The 19,677-nt window shown below is 31.9% G+C and carries 23 protein-coding genes and 1 tRNA gene; 21 read left to right on the top strand and 3 right to left on the bottom strand.

Annotation, left to right across the window (positions count from 1 at the left end):
- Positions 1-49 precede the first annotated feature (49 nt).
- The 19 genes from HMPREF0072_RS05560 to HMPREF0072_RS05655 all read left to right on the top strand — a co-directional run bounded on the left by HMPREF0072_RS05560 (position 50) and on the right by HMPREF0072_RS05655 (position 17,743).
- Positions 50-382: a hypothetical protein gene (locus HMPREF0072_RS05560; RefSeq protein ID WP_004828130.1), complete on the top strand. Its 333-nt coding sequence runs from the start codon at positions 50-52 to the stop codon at positions 380-382.
- A complete protein-coding gene (gene trhA, locus HMPREF0072_RS05565; RefSeq protein WP_004828132.1) occupies positions 369-1,019 on the top strand; it encodes a PAQR family membrane homeostasis protein TrhA in 651 nt (216 codons plus the stop codon). The genes HMPREF0072_RS05560 and trhA overlap by 14 nt, the downstream gene beginning before the upstream one ends.
- Before the next feature lie 91 nt (positions 1,020-1,110).
- Positions 1,111-2,958, top strand: a complete 1,848-nt coding sequence (gene htpG, locus HMPREF0072_RS05570) for a molecular chaperone HtpG (RefSeq protein WP_004828134.1) — start codon at positions 1,111-1,113, stop codon at positions 2,956-2,958.
- Positions 2,959-3,197: 239 nt separating this feature from the next.
- Entirely contained in the window at positions 3,198-3,614 is a 417-nt protein-coding gene (locus HMPREF0072_RS05575) for a DUF4829 domain-containing protein (RefSeq protein WP_248601170.1), read from the top strand.
- A gap of 415 nt (positions 3,615-4,029) precedes the next feature.
- A complete protein-coding gene (locus HMPREF0072_RS05580) occupies positions 4,030-4,446 on the top strand; it encodes a BlaI/MecI/CopY family transcriptional regulator (RefSeq protein ID WP_004828137.1) in 417 nt (138 codons plus the stop codon).
- On the top strand, positions 4,427-5,785 hold the full coding sequence (locus tag HMPREF0072_RS05585) for a M56 family metallopeptidase (protein ID WP_004828138.1): 1,359 nt from the start codon (positions 4,427-4,429) through the stop codon (positions 5,783-5,785). The genes HMPREF0072_RS05580 and HMPREF0072_RS05585 overlap by 20 nt, the downstream gene beginning before the upstream one ends.
- Positions 5,786-5,911: 126 nt before the next feature.
- Complete coding sequence (locus HMPREF0072_RS05590; protein ID WP_004828140.1) at positions 5,912-7,012, top strand: hypothetical protein; 1,101 nt, start codon at positions 5,912-5,914, stop codon at positions 7,010-7,012.
- Positions 7,013-7,830: 818 nt separating this feature from the next.
- Positions 7,831-9,165, top strand: a complete 1,335-nt coding sequence (locus HMPREF0072_RS05595; protein ID WP_211204221.1) for a bacteriocin-associated integral membrane family protein — start codon at positions 7,831-7,833, stop codon at positions 9,163-9,165.
- Positions 9,162-9,785: an ABC transporter ATP-binding protein gene (locus HMPREF0072_RS05600; protein WP_004828146.1), complete on the top strand. Its 624-nt coding sequence runs from the start codon at positions 9,162-9,164 to the stop codon at positions 9,783-9,785. The genes HMPREF0072_RS05595 and HMPREF0072_RS05600 overlap by 4 nt, the downstream gene beginning before the upstream one ends.
- Entirely contained in the window at positions 9,775-10,251 is a 477-nt protein-coding gene (locus tag HMPREF0072_RS05605) for a hypothetical protein (protein WP_004828148.1), read from the top strand. Before HMPREF0072_RS05600 ends, HMPREF0072_RS05605 begins: the two co-directional genes overlap by 11 nt.
- Positions 10,252-11,214: 963 nt before the next feature.
- Entirely contained in the window at positions 11,215-11,688 is a 474-nt protein-coding gene (locus HMPREF0072_RS05615; RefSeq protein WP_039931171.1) for a hypothetical protein, read from the top strand.
- A 192-nt stretch (positions 11,689-11,880) separates the two neighbouring features.
- Positions 11,881-12,456 carry a hypothetical protein gene (locus HMPREF0072_RS05620; protein ID WP_050755268.1) on the top strand — a complete coding sequence of 192 codons (576 nt, stop codon included), beginning with the start codon at positions 11,881-11,883 and terminating at the stop codon, positions 12,454-12,456.
- Positions 12,443-12,877, top strand: coding sequence for a hypothetical protein (locus HMPREF0072_RS05625; protein ID WP_004828159.1), 435 nt, complete (start codon positions 12,443-12,445; stop codon positions 12,875-12,877). The genes HMPREF0072_RS05620 and HMPREF0072_RS05625 overlap by 14 nt, the downstream gene beginning before the upstream one ends.
- Before the next feature lie 213 nt (positions 12,878-13,090).
- A complete protein-coding gene (locus HMPREF0072_RS05630; protein ID WP_155811875.1) occupies positions 13,091-14,086 on the top strand; it encodes a hypothetical protein in 996 nt (331 codons plus the stop codon).
- A gap of 32 nt (positions 14,087-14,118) precedes the next feature.
- Complete coding sequence (locus tag HMPREF0072_RS05635; RefSeq protein ID WP_004828163.1) at positions 14,119-14,658, top strand: hypothetical protein; 540 nt, start codon at positions 14,119-14,121, stop codon at positions 14,656-14,658.
- Between the two features lie 55 nt (positions 14,659-14,713).
- On the top strand, positions 14,714-14,911 hold the full coding sequence (locus tag HMPREF0072_RS05640; RefSeq protein ID WP_004828165.1) for a hypothetical protein: 198 nt from the start codon (positions 14,714-14,716) through the stop codon (positions 14,909-14,911).
- Between the two features lie 156 nt (positions 14,912-15,067).
- The gene (locus tag HMPREF0072_RS05645; RefSeq protein WP_004828167.1) at positions 15,068-16,456 is read left to right on the top strand and encodes an aminopeptidase; all 1,389 of its coding nucleotides are present in this window, start codon (positions 15,068-15,070) and stop codon (positions 16,454-16,456) included.
- A 148-nt stretch (positions 16,457-16,604) separates the two neighbouring features.
- Positions 16,605-16,844, top strand: coding sequence for a Veg family protein (locus HMPREF0072_RS05650; protein ID WP_004828169.1), 240 nt, complete (start codon positions 16,605-16,607; stop codon positions 16,842-16,844).
- 68 nt (positions 16,845-16,912) lie between these two features.
- Positions 16,913-17,743, top strand: a complete 831-nt coding sequence (locus tag HMPREF0072_RS05655; RefSeq protein WP_004828171.1) for a PHP domain-containing protein — start codon at positions 16,913-16,915, stop codon at positions 17,741-17,743.
- Between the two features lie 73 nt (positions 17,744-17,816).
- Here the strand turns inward: HMPREF0072_RS05655 and gloA are convergent, their stop codons facing one another.
- Positions 17,817-18,200, bottom strand: coding sequence for a lactoylglutathione lyase (gene gloA, locus HMPREF0072_RS05660; RefSeq protein ID WP_004828173.1), 384 nt, complete (start codon positions 18,198-18,200; stop codon positions 17,817-17,819).
- 151 nt (positions 18,201-18,351) lie between these two features.
- On the opposite strand from gloA, the gene HMPREF0072_RS05665 reads away from it, so the two are divergent.
- The gene (locus HMPREF0072_RS05665; RefSeq protein WP_037326789.1) at positions 18,352-18,645 is read left to right on the top strand and encodes a DUF2089 family protein; all 294 of its coding nucleotides are present in this window, start codon (positions 18,352-18,354) and stop codon (positions 18,643-18,645) included.
- Positions 18,642-18,950, top strand: a complete 309-nt coding sequence (locus tag HMPREF0072_RS05670; RefSeq protein ID WP_004828177.1) for a hypothetical protein — start codon at positions 18,642-18,644, stop codon at positions 18,948-18,950. Before HMPREF0072_RS05665 ends, HMPREF0072_RS05670 begins: the two co-directional genes overlap by 4 nt.
- Positions 18,951-18,967: 17 nt before the next feature.
- On the opposite strand, the gene HMPREF0072_RS05675 is transcribed toward HMPREF0072_RS05670, so the two are convergent.
- Entirely contained in the window at positions 18,968-19,492 is a 525-nt protein-coding gene (locus tag HMPREF0072_RS05675; protein WP_004828179.1) for a GNAT family N-acetyltransferase, read from the bottom strand.
- 86 nt (positions 19,493-19,578) lie between these two features.
- Positions 19,579-19,654, bottom strand: a tRNA-Ala gene (locus tag HMPREF0072_RS05680).
- Positions 19,655-19,677 lie beyond the last annotated feature (23 nt).

Below are 19,677 nucleotides of genomic sequence, written 5' to 3' on the forward strand. Positions count from 1 at the left end.
TACCAAAGGGGAAATAAGCAAAGTAAAATACTAGGGTATAGGAGGAAGTATGGAAAAGGAAAAATTATTAGAAGAAAAGAAAAATGAATTAAAAATATTAGAGGAAAAAATTCTTGCAGGTTATAAGGTTAGTTTTTTGAAACTTTTTGCAGTTCCTTTGATTTTAGCAATAGCAGGGATGATAATTGGCAGTTTTTGTGGCTTTGACGATACTCAAAAAGTAGGATCTCTTGTAATAATATTTATACTTGCCTTATTTATTTGTGGAGTAATTGTCAAGTATAGACTTCATAAACAAGAGGAAAGTGACATAGAAAATAGGTTAAGGCTCCAAAGGGAAATTGTGAAACTTATCAAGGAGCTTAGGAATGAAAATAATTAAGTACTCTAAGTCTGAAGAATTTTTAAATATAGCCACCCACCTTTTGGGCTTTGTGTTGAGTCTGATATTTTTCCTCCCACTTGTAATTTCAACCTATAAGGATGGGAAAATAGTTGACTTTTTGGCATGGCTTATGTATTTTATTGCCATTGCCTTGATGTTTCTAGCATCAAGCCTCTATCATTCGATGACAAATCCCCTAGCTCGCACGATTTTTAGGGCAATAGACCACGGAGTAATTTACCTTACAATCGCAGGATCATACACACCGGTTATCTTAATTGGTCTAAAGTCAACCTTCTCCATAATAATTTTTGTAATTATTTGGATATTGGCTATCACAGGGATTTCCATGAACATAATCGCCTTTGCTACAGGCAAGGAAGACAAGATTGGAAAGGCCTCAATGATAATCTACATGGCCATGGGCTGGATTTCAGTTTTGCTTTTGTATCAGATTTATAAGCACATTGGGATTTCTTACATTTTGTTTTTGGTACTTGGTGGTTTATTTTACACAATAGGTGCAGTTTTTTATGCTATCAAAAAAATTCCTTATAACCACGCCATCTGGCATATTTTTATTCTGGTAGCAGCCTTTGTCATGCTTTATGGCAACATAAAATACTTGGGATAATTGCAAGAAAAGTAAATTTAAGTATAATATTAGCAGTCGAAGATGTAGACTGCTAATTTATTTTGGCAAAAATTCTCAAGGAGGATTAGTTATGAAACAAGAATTTAAGGCGGAAGCTAAAAAAGTAATGGATCTTATGATCCACTCAATTTATACAAACAAGGAAATATTTTTAAGAGAGCTTATCTCAAATGCATCTGATGCCCTAGATAAGCTATATTACGAAGATTTAAAGTCTGATAAAACAACAAACAAGGAAGACTATTTTATAGAAATCATTCCAAACAAGGAAGCAAGGACTCTTACAATCAGGGATACAGGTATAGGAATGGACGAGGAAGATTTACAAAACAACCTCGGAACCATTGCCAAATCAGGAACCGAAGCCTTTAGGAAGTCTGTCGATTCATCAGACATTAAGGACTTAATCGGTCAATTTGGTGTTGGTTTTTATTCTGCCTTTATGGTTGCAGAAAAAATTGTAGTTTTATCCAAAAAGTCTGGTTCTAAAAAGGCCCACATCTGGGAAAGCGAGGATGCAGACGGATTTACTATCAAGGAAGCAAGTAAGGCTAGCACAGGAACTGATGTAATTTTATACTTAAGGGAAAATACAGAAGATGAAAATTATGATATATATCTAGACCAAAATACAATCAGAGGTCTAATTCGCAAATATTCAAACTATATCAGATATCCAATCCAGATGGAAATCACCAAGACTAGGATTAAGGAAGGTTCACCTGAAGATAAGCCAGAATACGAAGACTACAGGGATATGACCGTCCTAAATTCTGACAAACCAATTTGGAAGGAAGAAAAGAAAAATCTCGCAGACGAAGATTATATAAATTTCTACCAAGAAAGTCACTTTGGCTTTGATAAGCCACTTTCATGGGTTCATTTCAAGGCGGAAGGCCTGGTTGAATTTAGGGCACTCTTATATATTCCAGAAAAGGCACCTTTTGATTATTATTCAAAAGACAGGCAAATCGGCCTTGAGCTCTACTCCCATGGAGTAAAAATCATGGATTCTTGCGATGAAATCCTAGACGACGCCTATTCTTTTGTAAAAGGTGTGGTTGAATCAGATGATTTAACCCTAAACATTTCAAGGGAAACCCTCCAACAAAATAGGCAATTAAGGGTGATTTCAAAACAGATAAACAAAAAAATCAACGCTCACCTTAAGGAAATGATGGAGAAAAATAGGGAAGATTATGAAAAATTCTACAAAGAATTTGCTGATTCTATCAAGGTTTCAATCTACGAATCCTATGGCGCAAACAAGGAAGATTTACAAGACCTACTTCTCTTCTATTCTAGAAAGGAAGATAAGCTAATAAGCCTAAAAGAATACAAGGAAGCTGCTCCATCAACAGCCGAATTTATCTACTACGGCACAGGCGAATCCCTTGAAAAAATCAAGTCTTCTCCAGCCCTCAAAATGGTTGATGAAGATAAAGACGTTCTTTTATTAGACAAGGCCTTAGATGAATTTTTAATCAAGATGCTAGGCGAATACGAAGGCCTAAAATTTAAATCAATCACTGCAGAGGAAGAGTCCAAGGACGAAGACAAGGAAGATAGTGAAATCATATCTTTTATTAAAGAAGCCATGCCAGAAGACGTGGTAGATGTGACCTTCACAGACAAATTAGAAGACGTCCCATCCCTAATCAAAGAACGTGGCGAAGTCTCAATCGAAATGGAAAAAACCCTCAAAAACCAACCAAACGCCTTCGGTATCAAGGCAGAAAAAGTCCTAGAAATCTCCACAAAAACCAAGGCCTACGATCTTTTAGAAAAAGCCTTTAAGGATGACAAAGACAAGGCAAAAATGATAGCAGGTCTACTCTTAGACCAAGCAAGGCTAATTGAAGGCCTAGAAATAGAAGACCCTGTGGCATATGCGAAAAATATTTGGAAGTTAATGTAAAATCAAAAAGGAAAGTACGGAATATCTGTGCTTTCCTTTTTTTAAGAAATCGTGTAAGTTTATTTTTTATGATATAATTAAAGTAATTAAGAGGTCAAAGAGGTGCTTGTATGAATGCACTTATAGACCATATTGAAAAATCTTGCTAGAACTTGGCAAGAGTTTTATGGATGTGGTAAACCTCGCCACCACAAATTGTTATGTGGACATGGTATTTTATAATCAGAGGAGAAAATATTATGAATCGTGGTTTTAGAATTCTTCTTGCTATAATGATTTTATTTTCATTAACAGGATGTAAAGGGAAAACAGATGGAGATATTACAATCGATAAAGGTGATTCTAGTAAATTTAGCGAAGCTGAAATAGATTCTGCAATTAAAGTAGTAAAGGATAATTTTTCATTCCCAGGCTCAAAATTAAAAGCAGTTTCCTACGATGAAGATAAATCGGAAGATGCGATAAAAGATTTTATGGAATATGGAAAAGGCGAGGGCTCTGATATAGATCCAAATAATATTATCGCACTATTTTCAGAATTTGATGTGACTGGGAAAAATCCTGTATTAAGTAAGGGAGAATACAAGAATTATAGCTGGATCTTAGTTCGAGAAGACAAAGACAAGGAATGGAAAATAGAAGATCAAGGTTATTAAAATGTAAAAGCTAAGCCTAAAGCTTTCTTTTTATTAAGCTTAATTAAGAAGTGAGCAAATGAACCAACAGAGATAATCTTATGTACAAATAAGGGCGGAGTCTAAGCAAAATATGCCCTAGGAAATTTATAAAAAAATATTCGCATTAAAATCACCTTGTATATACCAAACGGGAAAGACCTTGAAGAACAAGTAGGAAAGAGATTGAATCTTTTAGAGAAAAATTTGTCAAAGGTAAAACCTATGAAAAAAATTCCATTATAAAATCATAAGAGCTTTGCAAGCTATAGATTTGGTTAATTTAAAATAGTCAAAAATTCTTGACTATTTTTTCATCTTATGATATATTCGAAGTGAAAATACAACGAGTTATAAATATAAGAAAAAATACGAAAATATAAAGGAGGTAGACTTTATGGAGTTTTCAGATGGAGAACTACTAGTAATGGAAGAATTGTGGAAGGGCGATGTCTTAGACGAAAATGGAGAAATTCAAGCCCTAGCCTTATCAAAAATATTGATGGAAAGGCACAATATAAGCAAAACATCTTGCTACACATTTTTTGGAAGATTAGTAGAAAAAGGTGCCATAGCTAGGAGATATCCTAAATATACAATTAGGGTCCTTGTATCAAGGGAAGATGCCCTACTAAACAAGCAAAAAGAAGCCTTTCACAAACTTTTTAAGGGATCACTTTTAAATATGTGTAAAACGTTTTTACAAAATGAAGAAGTTACAAAAGAAGAAATAGAAGAAATGAAAAAATTAATAGCAAGCTTTGACGAAGAGGAATGCCAAGAGGAAGAAAAGAATGACACTAAGTCTAACTAGTGTTCTTATACTCGAAAAATCTATCAAAAGTTTTTTCTTACTAGCTATAATTTTCCTGGTTAGACCAATCTTAAATAAAAAATCCTTTAGGTCAGCAAGCCTTATCTTGTGGATAGTCTTATTAATCTACTTAATAAGTCCCTATGAACTTGAAATCGGAATAGAAAGCGTAAAGGGAAGTAGGATTTTACTTGCCATAACAAATTTTTTTAATTATTCCCTAGGCTGGTCAGTAAATAAAATAGGCTCTATATTTTTTAAACTAAACCGACTAATAGGTTCGATTTTGATTTTTACTTATTTGGGAATAAAAATTTATAAATTTCATACAGTTATGAAAAGGTCTATCCTTACCCACAATACTTTATGCGAGGAAAAAATAAGTGAATTTGGACTAAAAAGAAAAGTAGAGATTTATGTAAATAATAATTTAAAAACACCCCTTACCTTTGGCATTTTAAGACCCAAGATAATCCTACAAGATCATATCCTAGCTGATGAAAAATTGCTAGACCATGTTTTAATCCATGAACTAACCCATATAAAGAAATTTCATATCCTACTTAACCACATGATAAACATTGTAGCCTGCTTATATTGGTTCAATCCACTCTTGTGGCTAAGCTTAAAATACCTAGACCAGGATATTGAAATAAACTGCGATAAGCTAGTGGTAGAAAACTTAGGCGACACAAGAAAAAATAGGAAAGCTTATTGCTCATCAATGCTAAAACTTGTGGAAAGAGAATTTTATGAAAACAACCTATATTTAAAATTAAATCCTAACATAGAAAGAATGGAGATAATAAAAATATGGAAGAAAACCCTTCTGGGACTTATATCCTTTATCCTTGCCTTTACTCTTTCTTTGCCAGCCTTTGCCAATGTGACAGACCTTAGCCAAGATAGGGTTGATGCACAGGGTGAAGAAGTAAAAAGTATTGAAGTTAATATTGATGATAGGGTGCAAAAAATAAGTGATGAAGAATATCAGAAATTAGAATTAGGAAAGCTATCGGTAAGAGAATCTGGACTAGCAAATGTTGACGAACAAATAAAGCTAGGAAGTTTTGAAAAGACCTCCTATGAGTTTGAGATTAATGATGATAAGAACGAAGCTTTTATCATAAATTTAAAAGATATGTCTTGCTCAGGCGGAATTAAATATCAGGTATTTATAGAAGAAGATGGGGAAATCATTTATAATGGAAATTTTGCTTCGGACTCAATATTAAAAGTTAAGGGCCAAAAGGGAAGTGCTTATATTATCACTGTTTCTAATGAGTATAATAAAAAATTATTGGGAGAAGTAAGTATAAATACTTATGCGAGCAAATAAGACGCTTATCAAGATAAAAACATATTAAGAATATTGTCTAAAATATTTCCTATGATAAATTTTAGGTCTTATGTAGTGCTTTAAGATTATAATTTATTACAAAATAAATCTCTTACGGAGGATTATATGTTTATAAGAAAAAATAAGTTGATTAGATTAATATCATTAGCGATACTATTAGTATTACTGTCTTCTTGTAAGAAAAGTAATTTCAAATTTTCAGAAAACAAAGATAAAATTGAATATGTTTTATCCTTATCAAGGATGCTGGAAAATCGTGCTGAGTTAATATTTATAGATAAGGATGGATCTATCATTGAACAAGCAAAGTACAAAGGGGCAAGTATAAATTCTCTAAATTATTTTGACAATAAAATATATATGCACTCGTATAGAACGAATGAGCATTTTATTTATGATGACAAGGGTTTTGAAAAATTCTCTTTAGAAAGTGAATATGCTGATTCTCCTAATATAACTACATGGTTTGTCAAAAAGGGTAAGGATGGTCTGATTGAAGGAATAAATGTCGGACTAATAGATACAGATTATTATATAACTAGCTTAGCTTATAGTAATGAAAAAGTCAGAAACGAGATTTTATTAAAATGGGAATATTTAGATGATGCAATCGAAGTAGATGGAAAAATATTTCTAGAAGCCTATAACGAAATATCCTCCAAATATAGGATAATTGTAATTGATAAAGAAAAAAAGACGTCTAATATAATAAATTTTGACAAACCTTATATAGACCCAGGCAAACAAATGATCCAGTTTAACGAATCTGTGGTTGATTATGGACATATTGGAAGTTCATCACTTTTGTATTTGATTGATTCAAATACTAATGAAAGTAAGGAAATTACATTTAAAAATGAAAATATATTGTATGTATTTGTAAATGACAATCTAAAAGTTATTACTAATAAAAATATATATGACTTAAACAGTGAATTAGAAATAGTTAATAAAAAAGAAATAGAAGATACAGATTTAATAAAAGATATAGAAGACAATAAACTTGGTTTAAGAAAAATTATTGATAAGGAAAATATTCTAAGCGTTCTTTATACATCAGAAGATTTTGATAATGTGGAAGTTGGTTGTATAAGAGAATATGACAAAAAAGATATGAAACTAATAAGAAACATAGATATTAAACTTGATGGAAGTAGGGAATGGATGGGAGAACAAGTAGATTTTATTAGTATTGATAATAAATAAAATTTACGGATGATTTTCAGACATGAAATTTTTATTGAATATTGAACTTTGAGTTGATAAATCTATGTAAGGTTGACATATTATAAGGTAGATCAAAGAGGTTATTATAATGAAATTTAGTTTAGATATATATTCTTTCTTAATGCTAAGTGTAATTGTAATAATAATTGTTTGTTTAAAGGATTAAAATAAAAGGGGAGCGATGTCATGAGAAAAATAAAAATTATAGTATATAGCTTATGCGTCATAATTTCTTTTCTGATTTTAGGAGAATTATATGTTTATAATTTAGATAGCTTTTCTAATGATTATATTAACTGTACTTTTGCTGTTAATCAAGTAGAGGATTTAAGTGTTGCAAAAATGATTTCGTAGACACAGCAGAAAAATATAATTTAGGAATTTTTGCTTTAGAAAACAAGTTACCAAAAGAAAAACGAAAAGAATACCATATCTATGGTAATGAAATTGGGCTTAAAAAACTTCAAAAAACATTTAATAAAAAAGGTGCTTATAATAGTCTAGTAGCAGGTGAAGCAGAGGTTATATTCCATGACTGGAAAGAACTAGAGAATGTAGATTCCTTAAAAGTATTGTTCTTCACCAATGATGCCGAAGATTTAACCCAAACAAGAGAGTTTAAAAAAGAACTTATCGATCAATACGGGGGAGGATTCCCAAAGTACTATGGAAAATCCAATACATTGAGAAACACAACTCTTCTCGTGTTGTCAATTGTTTATCTTGTCCTAATTTTGATAACTACATTCGAACTACAAATTAGCAAAAAAGAAAACTATATAAAGCTTATACAAGGTGTGGATATAGTAAAAAGCAATTTGAAATTATTTTTCAAAGATCAGCTAATTTTGGGTATGATTACAGCTATCTTATACCTTTTTATAAAGAGATTCTATTACTTAGAATACATAAGATACTATTTAGCTGTTGCATATAGTTTACAGTTATTGCTGGCCTTAATACTCTATATAAGAACAGCAAATAAAATTGAAAAAACTGGGATTCGTGCAGAAAACAATAATACTGTAGTAAAGATTTCATACGGAGTTCGAGTTATTGTCCTATTGATTTTAATACAGTTAATGTACAGCAATGGATTGATTATAAAAAACGGATTAGACTATGCTAAGCAGAAACCTTTTTTTGAAAATCATAAAGAATATTCCTACTATCAATTAAATTACCGAATTGATAATTCCTTGGGGAAAGATATTGATAATACCGACGATACAGCCCTTATTCATAAATACTTAAACGACAAATATTATGAACGTTCAATGTTGATGTTTAATTTTTCAAGAAATTTAGGTGGGCTGGAATCCATATTAGTAAATAAAAAAGCATTAGAGGAGCAAGAGATACATCTACCTCTCCATGACTTAAAAGAAGGAACAGACTTGGCTGTTTTTTACCAATCTGAATTATCTGATGATACAAAGGAGGAGATAGAAAGAGTTCTAGAGCTATACTATCCGTCCAATAGTAAAATTGATTACGTACAATATAAGGACAAGATAGAAATTATAGCAATCAATGATACCAACAGTTTGCTCCGAAGTGTTCTATTAGAGTCTCCTTTAGTAATTTTAGAAACAAGAAACATGGGGATTTCAATCAGCAATGCGGATGCTATGCTCTATTATGCCTATTCAACACCCTATGATATAAGTGGTCAAGAATATGAAGAACTAATTGAGAAGTTTCAGCTAGAAAATCAAATAGCAAAACGAACAAACATATATGATGTATTTACATTTGAGTTGAATAATATACGACGTAATACGACAATGTTATTATTTATGAACCTGCTATTTTTAGGCTTAAACTTTTTGATTTTAGCTTTTATAATAAGAATGAAGTACTTTTTGCGTCGTAAAGAATTTGTATTAAAGACAATTCTTGGCTATAGCATTTTTGAAAAAAACAAAATATTTTTATTAACTCAAGCATTGACTGTACTTATCAGCTTATTGATCAGTTGTCTTATTTATATACATCTATCTGTCTTTAACTTTAAAGTGTTTATGATTCTTGCGATAGTATTGATAACACTGGAAATAATCTATACTATGATTCAAGTAAAGAGTAAAGAAGAGATACTTCTTGCTCATATAATAAAAGGAGGTCAATGAAAGTGATACAGATAAAGAATTTATGTAAGAACTTTGATGAACATGTACTGTTCAAAAACTTCAATTTAATAATTAATGATGGGGATTTCCTTTGTATCTCTGGAGATAGTGGGACAGGGAAAACTACCTTATTAAATATGATCGGTCAACTAGAGCCATATCAAGAAGGAGAAATCCTATTTGAAGGAAAACCAATTGAAACTAAAAAGGATAAACTCGATTTATTCAGGAAAAAACTTGGGTTTATCTTTCAGAATTTCGTGTTAGTAGAAAGCAAAACAGTGGAAGAAAATCTAAAGCTTATAAGAAAAGAAGATCGTACGGATGTAAGTATAGATTCTGCATTAAAAATGGTAGGTCTAGATGATAAAAAAAACAGTAAGGTATATACTTTATCAGGTGGTGAACAACAGAGGGTCGCTATGGCTAGGTTGTATTTAAAAGAATGCAAATACATACTTGCAGACGAGCCGACTGGGTCTCTAGATAGAAAAAATGCGGAAAAGATATTTGAGATTTTAAAGCAGTTAAATGATATTGGAAAGACAATTATCATTGTAACACACGACGAATATCTAAAGAGTAAAGTAGAGAAAAGGGTGAATCTCAATGAAATGTAAAGATAGAAAAGTTTTATCTAAATTTATTTCAGCTATCTTAATTATAGTTTTGGTATTTCATCTCTTGTGGTATATAAATTACTCAAAGTTCCCAAAAGCAAGCGGTTATGAACTGGGTGTTAAAAATTACTATAAAGAATTTGAGGAGTATATTATCTCTTATCATCCTCCCCAATATCCAAGCTTTACTGGGAACTATGCCATAAGCGACTATGAAGAAGATGTTCAAATAATTTTTTGGCCTAAAACACTAATGAAAAAAGAATCTGAAATCGGTGTAACACTATACAATAAGGAGAATAATACCAGTTACTCATTTTATGTAGATGATCAATTTAGATATCTAGCAGATAAAAGTACTCTTGATGAACCTGAAGAAGAAATAGCTTTGAAGTTGTTAGAAAAGAAAGAGGGTAAATTAAAAGAGTATATGACGGTCTTGTTAGACGAAATAGAATCTAAATAAGAGACAGCGGGTGAAGCTGCTAACGCGGCAGGTGCAGCCATTGTTAAAGTTAATATATTAAACCTTGCAATAGATAATTGTTAGAGAGTTTGGAGGCTTTAACAGTGGGAAACATAGATTAAATTTGATTTCAATATCTAAGATATTGAGGCCAAATAAAATTATGTGAGGAGGATTTATATGATGTTGAGAAAGTTATTAGTTAAACCTTCTGTCTCAATAATTTGTTTAATATTAACATTAATATTAGGCATTGTTGGAAACTATGTATGGGTGACTTTTCGAACAGGAAGTGGAGAAATAATAATTAGAAAATATAATTTTCTATCAGCAACAATATTTGGATATGGATTACATTTTCCTTTAATTGTTATCATTATAACGATGAGTTTGTTGTTACTTTCGATATTGAAATTGGTTAGATCTTCAGCTAAAATAAGGTTTAAATTTTTAGTCATATTAGTTGTTATAGACATTGTTTGTATTATTCTACCTATTCTAATAGGAATGTAAATGCTTAATATGGGTATTGTGTGTATGCTTGCATTGTTGATTTGCAATTTGATTTCAAGTTTGTTGAAATTAAATGATGAAATCTTAGCTACTAAAGGACAAGCATAAATAGAATAGAAACAGGTAAAACAATTCCGAGCTAAAAAACTGCTAACTATATAGTAAACGATTTAGGTGTTTGTATATATAAAATATTTGACTTAGATTAAAAGTAAACTTTTAGTAGTTTAAATTGTAGTTGATAATTGCGTGTTAAGATGTGTACATCAAATAAATGAAATTGGGGTGAACTTTATGAACTATAGTAATCCTCAGAGGTATAAGAATAGCGATTAGTTTAGATGCTATATTATAGAATATAGCTAGAAACAACAGTTGGAAAAATAGATAATATTTGATTTTAATGTCAAATATATTAAGGTTAAACAAAATTATATGAGGAGGTATGAAATGAAAAAAAGATTTACTCTATTAGTAGCCATAGTGATGTTGTTAAGTACAATTACAACAAATGTATTTGCTTCATCAGCAAATAATAATTTAGAACTTAGCCCTAAAGAATTGCAAGAGTGGTTTAATGGTCTAAGTAAAGAGGAACAAAAAAGTGTAAACTATGATCTATTACAATCACTTAGATTGTCGGATAAAGATATAAAATGGTTAAGCTGGTATAATTCTCTTCCTAAAGAGGCACAACGAGCCGTGAACTATTTTCCAAGTCAACTTTTAAAAGTGTTCAGTGCTAATGAAGTTTCAAAAGTTGATATTGTAGACTTAAAAGCACAAGAAGATAACCAGGAAGAAGCTAAGAAACCAGCTAGGAAAGCAGGAAACAACGCTAAAACTGGTATAACTGGAGTAGCTGGGGTAGGTGGAATCCTTACAGCATCATTAGTTACTTACGGAGTAAGTAAAAGAGACTAATAATATAAGTAATTTAACACTTATGTTTTATGATAGTTTACTTGTTGTAATCAACAGTTTAATATTGCAACTATTAAACGCAATGAGTTATAAGAATGGAAATATAAATACCTTACTTTAGAGATAATTAAATTTAAGTTTCAAAAATATAGTGTGTTAAACTATTTTTGTATGTGGAGGGGGAATAAAATTATGAAAAAGAAGGTTGTTTTCTTAATAATTATGTTGATAATAGCAGCAACAATGAGAAATTTATTTCCATCAACATCAAAGATCGACTCGGAAATACACAAGGATAGATATAAGGAGTTTGAATATTTTGATAAAGAATATAATATTGAAAGCTTTCAAAAAGATTTGTTAGAGTTAAAACCTGGCTTGAGTAGCGATGAAGTTAAACTATACACCCAGGATTATATAGATGCATATAATATGTTTAAAGATATGTATCCTGAGCTTTCTAGTAAAGAAATCGCTAAAAAGGCAAGTTCTAGCATATTAAATAAATTGGATTATTTGGTTGATGATTATGAGTATTATAAGAGTAAAAATGGCAAAGTTTCTTATGAACCAGATGGATATGAGCTAGTTGTTAACTATATTAATGAGAACCTAAATCCAGGATATGAAGCGACACTAGATACAACTGAAAAGAATATTGAAATCTTAAAGAAAAATCTTGATAAAATGAATAAATCGGATCAAGAGTTGGCTATGCTATATATCGAGGATATGGAATTAGAGGAGAAATTAAATGGTTACAAATAAAAAGAATGTTTTACTTATATCTATAATATCTTTTATTGCTGTTATTATTATATTTTTATACTTTAATAATGACAAGAGCCATAAAAAAACAAGGGAAATTTTACCGGAAAATTATTATGAAATAGAGTTTTGTGAAGGAGATGCTTATAAAAAAGTAAAGTTTACAAAAGAAATAAAAAAAGACCTGTCTGATTTTTTGATTGCAAATGATATTAAAGAGTTAAAAAAAGATAATTGGTTAAAGATAGAACCAATGAAATTTATTAAATTTGTAAGTGATGGTAAAACTAAGTTGTTGATTTATACAGAAAATGATAATACTTATATAGAATCTTATGAAAATGGCAAAATAGTTAAGACATACATTATAGAAAGTGATGTTACTGAGAAAATTAAAAATATAATAAAAAATGGAAATTGATTATACGAATTCAAGAAAACATCCTATAAAGCAAATTTTCGTGATATAATTATTATAATAAGAAGAACTTTAAATAAGGAAATATTTTGATATTAAAAGATACGAAAACAATGCAGGATGGTGCAAGAGATGAAAAAAGAAAATAGAATCAATACGAAGAAAACCTTTGTTATTATAGTTCTAATTGCCGCAATAATAGGAGTTTTTTTCTATATGACTAAAAAGGAAAAGTTTTCAAACAAAGAAACGGCTTATTATATAGTTAATTCAGATATGTTGAAAAAATCCGGAGGTCTTACTGGACTTGATATTGATGGGGAAATTACCAGCGAAGAAAGATTGAAAATCCAAGATTTAGCAGAATTTGCCTACAAAGATAAGGATTTGATAGCAGGTGGACATAGGGCGAATAATAACCTAATTATTGATGAGGATGGGAATGTAAAAGAGTTTTTCTTGCTAGATAATCCAAATTATTCGGGGGTAACTGCTCTTACATCAGATGGAGAAAATGTTATAGCCATTATGAATGGCAACCTTGCTGATAATACTTACAAGAATTTGCTGGTGATACAAGATATAGAAGGCAATGTGAAAGAAAAAAAGATTTTAGATATTTATGCATCAGACGCAATATTTTTGGGTAATAAAATCTTTATAGTGGGTTCTTTCTTACAAGCGGATAAAAATCTCTGGTCTAGTAAGATAATCGCTTACGACTGTAGGAGTGGTGAAATTAATGAAAATATCTTATCCAAAGATAGTGATTATAGGAAAGTTTTGATTATAGGAGATAAGGTATATTGTCTGTCCGCTAATATGGATAACGAGGCAAGAAAAATAGATGTGCTTGATAAAAATACTTTGAAAAAAATCAATGAGTTAGAATTTGATGATTTAATTGACGGTATTTTCGCATTTAAAGAAGACCTCTACGGAATAATTGATAATAAGATTTGTAAGATAGAAGGTGATAATGAATTTAATGTTCTAAAACCTCTTTCAAATGATACATTTGTTGATTCTTATCTTATAAATGATGAAAACCTATATGTTTATTCAAGGACAGAAAATCCAACAAAGGAAAAAGGAAAAATTAATCTCGGAACTATTACGAAATTCAATCTTAATAGTGGAGAAAGCCTTGAAACACCAGTCTTAATTAGAAATAAAAATTATGACAATATAATTTTTTATCCTGTTAAGTAGGGCGTTTGAAAAAATTAAGGAAGGTGGATTTTATGAATTATACTAAGTCTTTGAGTTTTAAGAAAGTTTTGACTATTTTGATCGGTTCTTTTTTGCTTTCTGTTATGTTTTTACTGACAAGTTGTAGCAAAGAGCCTGTATCAGAGAACAAAGAAGTGGAATTTCCTTTGGATGATAAGGGATATCCACAAAACAATGTGGTAATGATAAACAACAAAGCTTATCCTATAGATCTTGTAGGAGAATCACATATGGGTTCTGAAATAGAAGTTAAGATGGATGGGGATAGCGATATTGTTGAGATTGTTCTTCCTCAACGTCTTCCTATTAATTATTGGAGCCTTGATGAAAAAGAAAATTTGAATTTAATTTCATATATTATGACTGATTTTCCAATAAAAAATGAGAATATGGTCGAAGGCCCATCAGCAGCTGTGCAAAAATTTGTGCTTAATGTTGCCAGAGAAGAAAGTTCAGAAATTTTACTAAAATGGGCGAATGTGGATGAAGTGGATAAGTTATTTAAGGATAAAAAAGCAGACTATCTCTTAAAAATAAAAGTAAGTTATTAGTAAATTTTTAATAAAAAGGCGAGCGGAGAAGAAAAATTTGAAAAGGAGATGACTTATGAAAAATATTTATAATATCTGTAAAACATGTCTCGGAATACTTTTTGCCTTAATTAGCATATATGTCATTAAAGAATGTGTTTTTGGCCACTATATTGAAGGAGTATTAATGGCTAAGACTTTGCCCCTATCAATTACCCTGATAGCCATAGCAATCTTATTTTTTGCTATAGAAAATAAAAATAAGGGCGAGTAGGTTTTGCCCTATAAAGGATAAAATAAAAAATTTTGAAAAACGATTAGGAATAAAATCTTAATCGTTTTTATATTGCTATAAAAATCACTTAGAATCCAGTATAGTAATCATATAAGAAATATCGAGGGAAGATTTCCCTTTTTTATTGGAGGAAGTATGGAAGATATTAGAAAATCTGCCTGGCTTGAATTGACTGAGGCAGAGCTTAAAGATTTGGACGTTTTTTCTAAGGATTATCTTGGCTTTATGGATAAGTCTAAGACAGAAAGAATGGCTGTTAAGGAAATTATTAAAAGAGCGGAAGAGGCTGGTTTTAGGCCACTTGAAGACTTAATTAAGGCTGGCGAAGTAAAAGCTGGGGCTAAGGCTTATGCTATAAATAGAAACAAGGCTGTGGCTTTATTTGTCCTTGGATCTAAGGACCTTGAAGAGGGCATGACCATTGTTGGTTCCCACTTGGATAGCCCAAGGCTTGACCTTAAACCAGTTCCACTTTTTGAAGAAAGCCACGCAGCTTATTTAAAAACCCACTATTACGGTGGTATTAAAAAATACCAATGGACAAATATTCCACTTAGTCTTGTGGGAGTTGCTTTTAAAAAAGATGGCACAAAAGTTGAAATATCAATAGGTGAAAAGGATGATGACCCAGTATTTTTCATCTCTGAACTTTTAGTCCACCTATCAGCCGACCTTAACCAAAAGAAGGCGGGTGAAGTTATAGAAGGTGAGAAGCTTAACATAATGGTAGGATCAATTCCTCTTAAGGATGAAAAAGAAAATCCTATCAAGAAAAATGTTTTAAAATACCTAAAGGAAACCTATGGCCTTGAAGAAGATGACTTTATGGTGGCAGAATTAAATGTAGTGCCAGCCACCAAGGCACGTGATGTTGGCTTTGATAGGTCAATGATAATGGCTTATGGCCACGACGATAAGGTATGCTCTTTTGCTTCTCTAAAGGCAATCCTTGAAGCTGGAGAAAATATACCAGAAAAAACTCTAGTGGGTCTTTATGTTGACAAGGAAGAAATCGGCTCTGTTGGCGCAACAGGTATGACTAGCCAATTTTTCGAAGACATGGTCCTTGAAATATTGGAAGCCGAAGGCAATGGCAATATTGTTAGCCTAAAGAGAGCCCTCAGAAATTCTAAGGTCCTTTCTGCTGACGTAACCCTTGCAGAAGATGCGGGTTATCTTGATGCAACAGAACCAATGAATACAGCCAAACTTGGCCACGGTGTAGCTCTTACAAAATATACAGGTTCACGTGGAAAAGGCGGCTCAAACGATGCTGACGGCGAATATTTATCTGAAGTAAGACTTGCCTTTGCCAAAGAAAATGCCATTTGGCAAACAGGGGAACTTGGAAAAATTGACCAAGGTGGTGGTGGCACAATCGCCTATATCCTCGCAGAATACGGCATGAGCGTTGTTGACTGCGGCACTCCAGTCGTATCCATGCACGCACCTCTAGAAGTAATTTCAAAAGCCGACCTCTACCAAACCTACAAAGCATATCTAGCTTTCTTTAAATACATTTAAGCTATTGAATTGTACGCATTTACTAGGAATTAAAAAACTCGTAAAAATATTTGACATTCGTTTTAGCTAGTGTATAATAATAGTTTTTCTTGACTAAAGGACCATCTGGAAGTATAGTGATACAAGTATCAAATGGAAGGATGATTAAATGGCACAAAGATCAGTTCACGATATTAGAAAAGAAGTAGAAAATTCGGTGGGCAAGGAAGTTATCCTTAAAGCCGATATGGGCAGGAAGAGAGTTAAAACTAAGACAGGTGTCATTGTGGATGCATTTCCAAGTGTATTTACAGTTAAGGTCAACAACGAATTTGATGTGGAAAGAACTATATCTTACACTTATTCAGATATATTAACATCTCAAGTAAAGTTGACTACAGACAAATAAAAATATGGGACTGTTGGGAAAAACAGTCTCTTTTTTGTTTTATATATAGAAATTTTAAGGAAGGTAGTATGAAATACGCAGATTTACACATGCACACCTCATTTTCAGATGGGGACTACGATATAAAAGAAGTAATAGAAATGGCAGTGGGGGCAGGCATCAAAACCATGGCCATAACTGACCACGACAGGGCAGACCACTTTGAAAAAATTAAGGAAATCGGCAAAGACTTCGATATTATACTAATAAAGGGCCTTGAAATATCGGCCTACGACTTTGATAGCCACAAAAAAGTCCACATCGTTGGCCTATTTTTGCCAGAATCTACACCGGAAATTGATAAACTTAATGCCATAACCAATACAAAAAGGGAAGCCTATCACCTTTCTCTTTTGCCAAAACTTGCCAAAGATGGATTTGAACTTGATTACGATTATTTAAAAACTTTTGCAAAAAATTCTATAATTTATAAGTCTGATATTTTTTGGGCCATGAAGAAAAAATATCCAGAGAGGATGGAGGGACTTGGTTTTAAGGATATTTTCCACGAAAAAACCACTGATGACCTTGCTAGAACCATGGGCTATATTCCTGTAAAAGACGCTATAGAAGCTGTAAATGCTGATGGTGGCCTATCTATCCTTGCTCACCCACAAGAATACAATAATTGGGATGAGATTGAAAAATACAAGGAAATGGGACTTAGAGCCATGGAAATAAATCACTCCAGGATGAAGGACGGAGATTTTGAGAGGGCAAAAGATTTTGCAAATAAATTGGATTTATTAATGTCAGGTGGATCTGATTTTCACAGGTTAGGTCGTTTTGAACTTGGAGATTACGGCCTAAGCGAGGATGAATTTAGGGCCCTAGAGGATGGATTTAGTAGAAATAATTAGTTAAGTTGCTTTGCCAAAAATTTTATAAATAGAAAAACGGATTAGTCTTTAATCCGTTTTATTGTTGGAAATTTTAGTCTTCTTTTTGTATGATTTCAATCCTGTAACCATCTGGGTCGGTTACGAAGAAATACTTGTTTGAGTTTGGTGTTAATCCTCTTATCTCTGTTACTTCATAGCCTTTCTTCATCAAAGCTTCTCTTAGAGTATAGATGTCTGGGTGGGAAATGGCGATGTGACCGTAGCCTGTGCCGATTTCGTAGCCTTCTTCTTGGTCATAATTGTAGGTTAATTCTAGCTCGTAATCTGGTGAACCAGGGAGCATTAGATAAACTAAATCAAATTTCTTTTCTGGAAATTCCCTTCTTCTTGATTCTACAAAACCCAATTCTTCTGTATAAAACTTAAAGGACTTTTCAAGGTCCTTGACCCTAACCATGGTGTGTAAAAATTTCATAAGCTCCTCCTTATTTTATATATAACCCAAAAGGAGAAATATTATTCAACCTAAAACAAATTAAAGGAAAACCTCTTAATAATTTTTAATAAAATTAAAGTTGACTTTAATATTATTTAGGTTTATAATGGTAATAACAAAGGAGGATGCCATGGGAAATGATAAGAGAGAATGGATTGAAAATCTCGATGACAGTGAGATTGACTTTATCAAGAGATTTATCCTAGAATCGGGATCCTTAAAGGAAATGGCAGCTATCTACGGCGTATCCTACCCAACAGTGAGGTTAAGGCTTGATAGGCTGATTGAAAAGATAAAATTATCAGATAAGGAAGATAAGTCCTATGTGAGCCTAATAAAATCAATGGCCATAGACGGGAAAATCACCCTAGATGCAGCCAAGATTTTGATTGAAGAATATAAGAAAGAAGGAGAAGAGAAATGAAGCTAGCTGCAGTAAACTCAGTAATAACAATTTTAATTTTGTTCGTACCATTAATTTTGCAAATTTTGATTTGTAAATATATAAAGGGAAGAGCTGGCCTAATCCTTCCAGGGCTTTCTTTTATAATTTCAATAATCTATATATTGAATATCCCAGAAGGAGTTGGTGATTGGTGGATGGCAGTCCTTATAACAATGGTAATAGCCAACATTCCAACAATAATCTACTACTTAATTTACAGGTACTACGACAATAAAGAAAAACAAAAAGACGAACTAGACAAGATGAAAATCATGGATATGTAAAAAAATCAGAGTACAGGCTAGGACTTGTACTCTGATTTTTTTAATAATAAATCTATGATTTTATTGTTATTTTCTATAGGTTTAAAACCCAATTCCTTGTGGATTTTAAGAGCAAAAACACGTTCTTTTTCAAAATTATTGGCAAGGGCCCTTATAGAATCATAGGAAAAAGCTTTATTGACTAAAAGTTTTAGTCCTAATTTTCCATATCCTTGGCCCCTAAATTCGTCCTTAATCACAATTCCTATATCCCTTGTAAAATCATTAAGTCTTGAGGGATGAAAATTTACATCTCCTACAAAGGATTTTAAATCTTTGTCATAAATATAAGCGTAAAAATACTCGCTTGGATTTGAAAAATAAAGTTCGTACCATTTTTTCCAATAAGCCTGGTCATGAGTGATAGTGCCAGTTTCCTTATCATATCCGGGAAAAGGCAAATTATAACCCCTGTTGTAGGCCATGGTGGCCGGATCATTAAGGAGATTTTTGGCGAAATTTAGTTCGTTTATTTTTGGGAGATATAGTTTGAGGTTTTTCATAATTACCAATTTCTATTTTGTGATTGTTTTATAATAAATTGTTATAAGAAAAAAAATCCGAGGACAAAGCTCGGATTTTTTTAATTTGGTGGAGAATAGGGGACTTGAACCCCTGACCTCTTGGCTGCCAGCCAAGCGCTCTCCCAGCTGAGCTAATTCCCCAAGATAAATTTATTATATCATAT

Source organism: Anaerococcus lactolyticus ATCC 51172 (assembly GCF_000156575.1).
Classification (GTDB): domain Bacteria; phylum Bacillota; class Clostridia; order Tissierellales; family Peptoniphilaceae; genus Anaerococcus; species Anaerococcus lactolyticus.

Coding starts and splice junctions, on each gene's coding strand:
- HMPREF0072_RS05560 (WP_004828130.1), top strand. CDS start 50: ATGGAAAAGGAAAAATTATTAGAAGAAAAGAAAAATGAATTAAAAATA.
- trhA (WP_004828132.1), top strand. CDS start 369: ATGAAAATAATTAAGTACTCTAAGTCTGAAGAATTTTTAAATATAGCC.
- htpG (WP_004828134.1), top strand. CDS start 1,111: ATGAAACAAGAATTTAAGGCGGAAGCTAAAAAAGTAATGGATCTTATG.
- HMPREF0072_RS05575 (WP_248601170.1), top strand. CDS start 3,198: ATGAATCGTGGTTTTAGAATTCTTCTTGCTATAATGATTTTATTTTCA.
- HMPREF0072_RS05580 (WP_004828137.1), top strand. CDS start 4,030: ATGGAGTTTTCAGATGGAGAACTACTAGTAATGGAAGAATTGTGGAAG.
- HMPREF0072_RS05585 (WP_004828138.1), top strand. CDS start 4,427: ATGACACTAAGTCTAACTAGTGTTCTTATACTCGAAAAATCTATCAAA.
- HMPREF0072_RS05590 (WP_004828140.1), top strand. CDS start 5,912: ATGTTTATAAGAAAAAATAAGTTGATTAGATTAATATCATTAGCGATA.
- HMPREF0072_RS05600 (WP_004828146.1), top strand. CDS start 9,162: ATGAAAGTGATACAGATAAAGAATTTATGTAAGAACTTTGATGAACAT.
- HMPREF0072_RS05605 (WP_004828148.1), top strand. CDS start 9,775: ATGAAATGTAAAGATAGAAAAGTTTTATCTAAATTTATTTCAGCTATC.
- HMPREF0072_RS05615 (WP_039931171.1), top strand. CDS start 11,215: ATGAAAAAAAGATTTACTCTATTAGTAGCCATAGTGATGTTGTTAAGT.
- HMPREF0072_RS05620 (WP_050755268.1), top strand. CDS start 11,881: ATGAAAAAGAAGGTTGTTTTCTTAATAATTATGTTGATAATAGCAGCA.
- HMPREF0072_RS05625 (WP_004828159.1), top strand. CDS start 12,443: ATGGTTACAAATAAAAAGAATGTTTTACTTATATCTATAATATCTTTT.
- HMPREF0072_RS05630 (WP_155811875.1), top strand. CDS start 13,091: ATGACTAAAAAGGAAAAGTTTTCAAACAAAGAAACGGCTTATTATATA.
- HMPREF0072_RS05635 (WP_004828163.1), top strand. CDS start 14,119: ATGAATTATACTAAGTCTTTGAGTTTTAAGAAAGTTTTGACTATTTTG.
- HMPREF0072_RS05640 (WP_004828165.1), top strand. CDS start 14,714: ATGAAAAATATTTATAATATCTGTAAAACATGTCTCGGAATACTTTTT.
- HMPREF0072_RS05645 (WP_004828167.1), top strand. CDS start 15,068: ATGGAAGATATTAGAAAATCTGCCTGGCTTGAATTGACTGAGGCAGAG.
- HMPREF0072_RS05650 (WP_004828169.1), top strand. CDS start 16,605: ATGGCACAAAGATCAGTTCACGATATTAGAAAAGAAGTAGAAAATTCG.
- HMPREF0072_RS05655 (WP_004828171.1), top strand. CDS start 16,913: ATGAAATACGCAGATTTACACATGCACACCTCATTTTCAGATGGGGAC.
- gloA (WP_004828173.1), bottom strand. CDS start 18,200: ATGAAATTTTTACACACCATGGTTAGGGTCAAGGACCTTGAAAAGTCC.
- HMPREF0072_RS05665 (WP_037326789.1), top strand. CDS start 18,352: ATGGGAAATGATAAGAGAGAATGGATTGAAAATCTCGATGACAGTGAG.
- HMPREF0072_RS05670 (WP_004828177.1), top strand. CDS start 18,642: ATGAAGCTAGCTGCAGTAAACTCAGTAATAACAATTTTAATTTTGTTC.
- HMPREF0072_RS05675 (WP_004828179.1), bottom strand. CDS start 19,492: ATGAAAAACCTCAAACTATATCTCCCAAAAATAAACGAACTAAATTTC.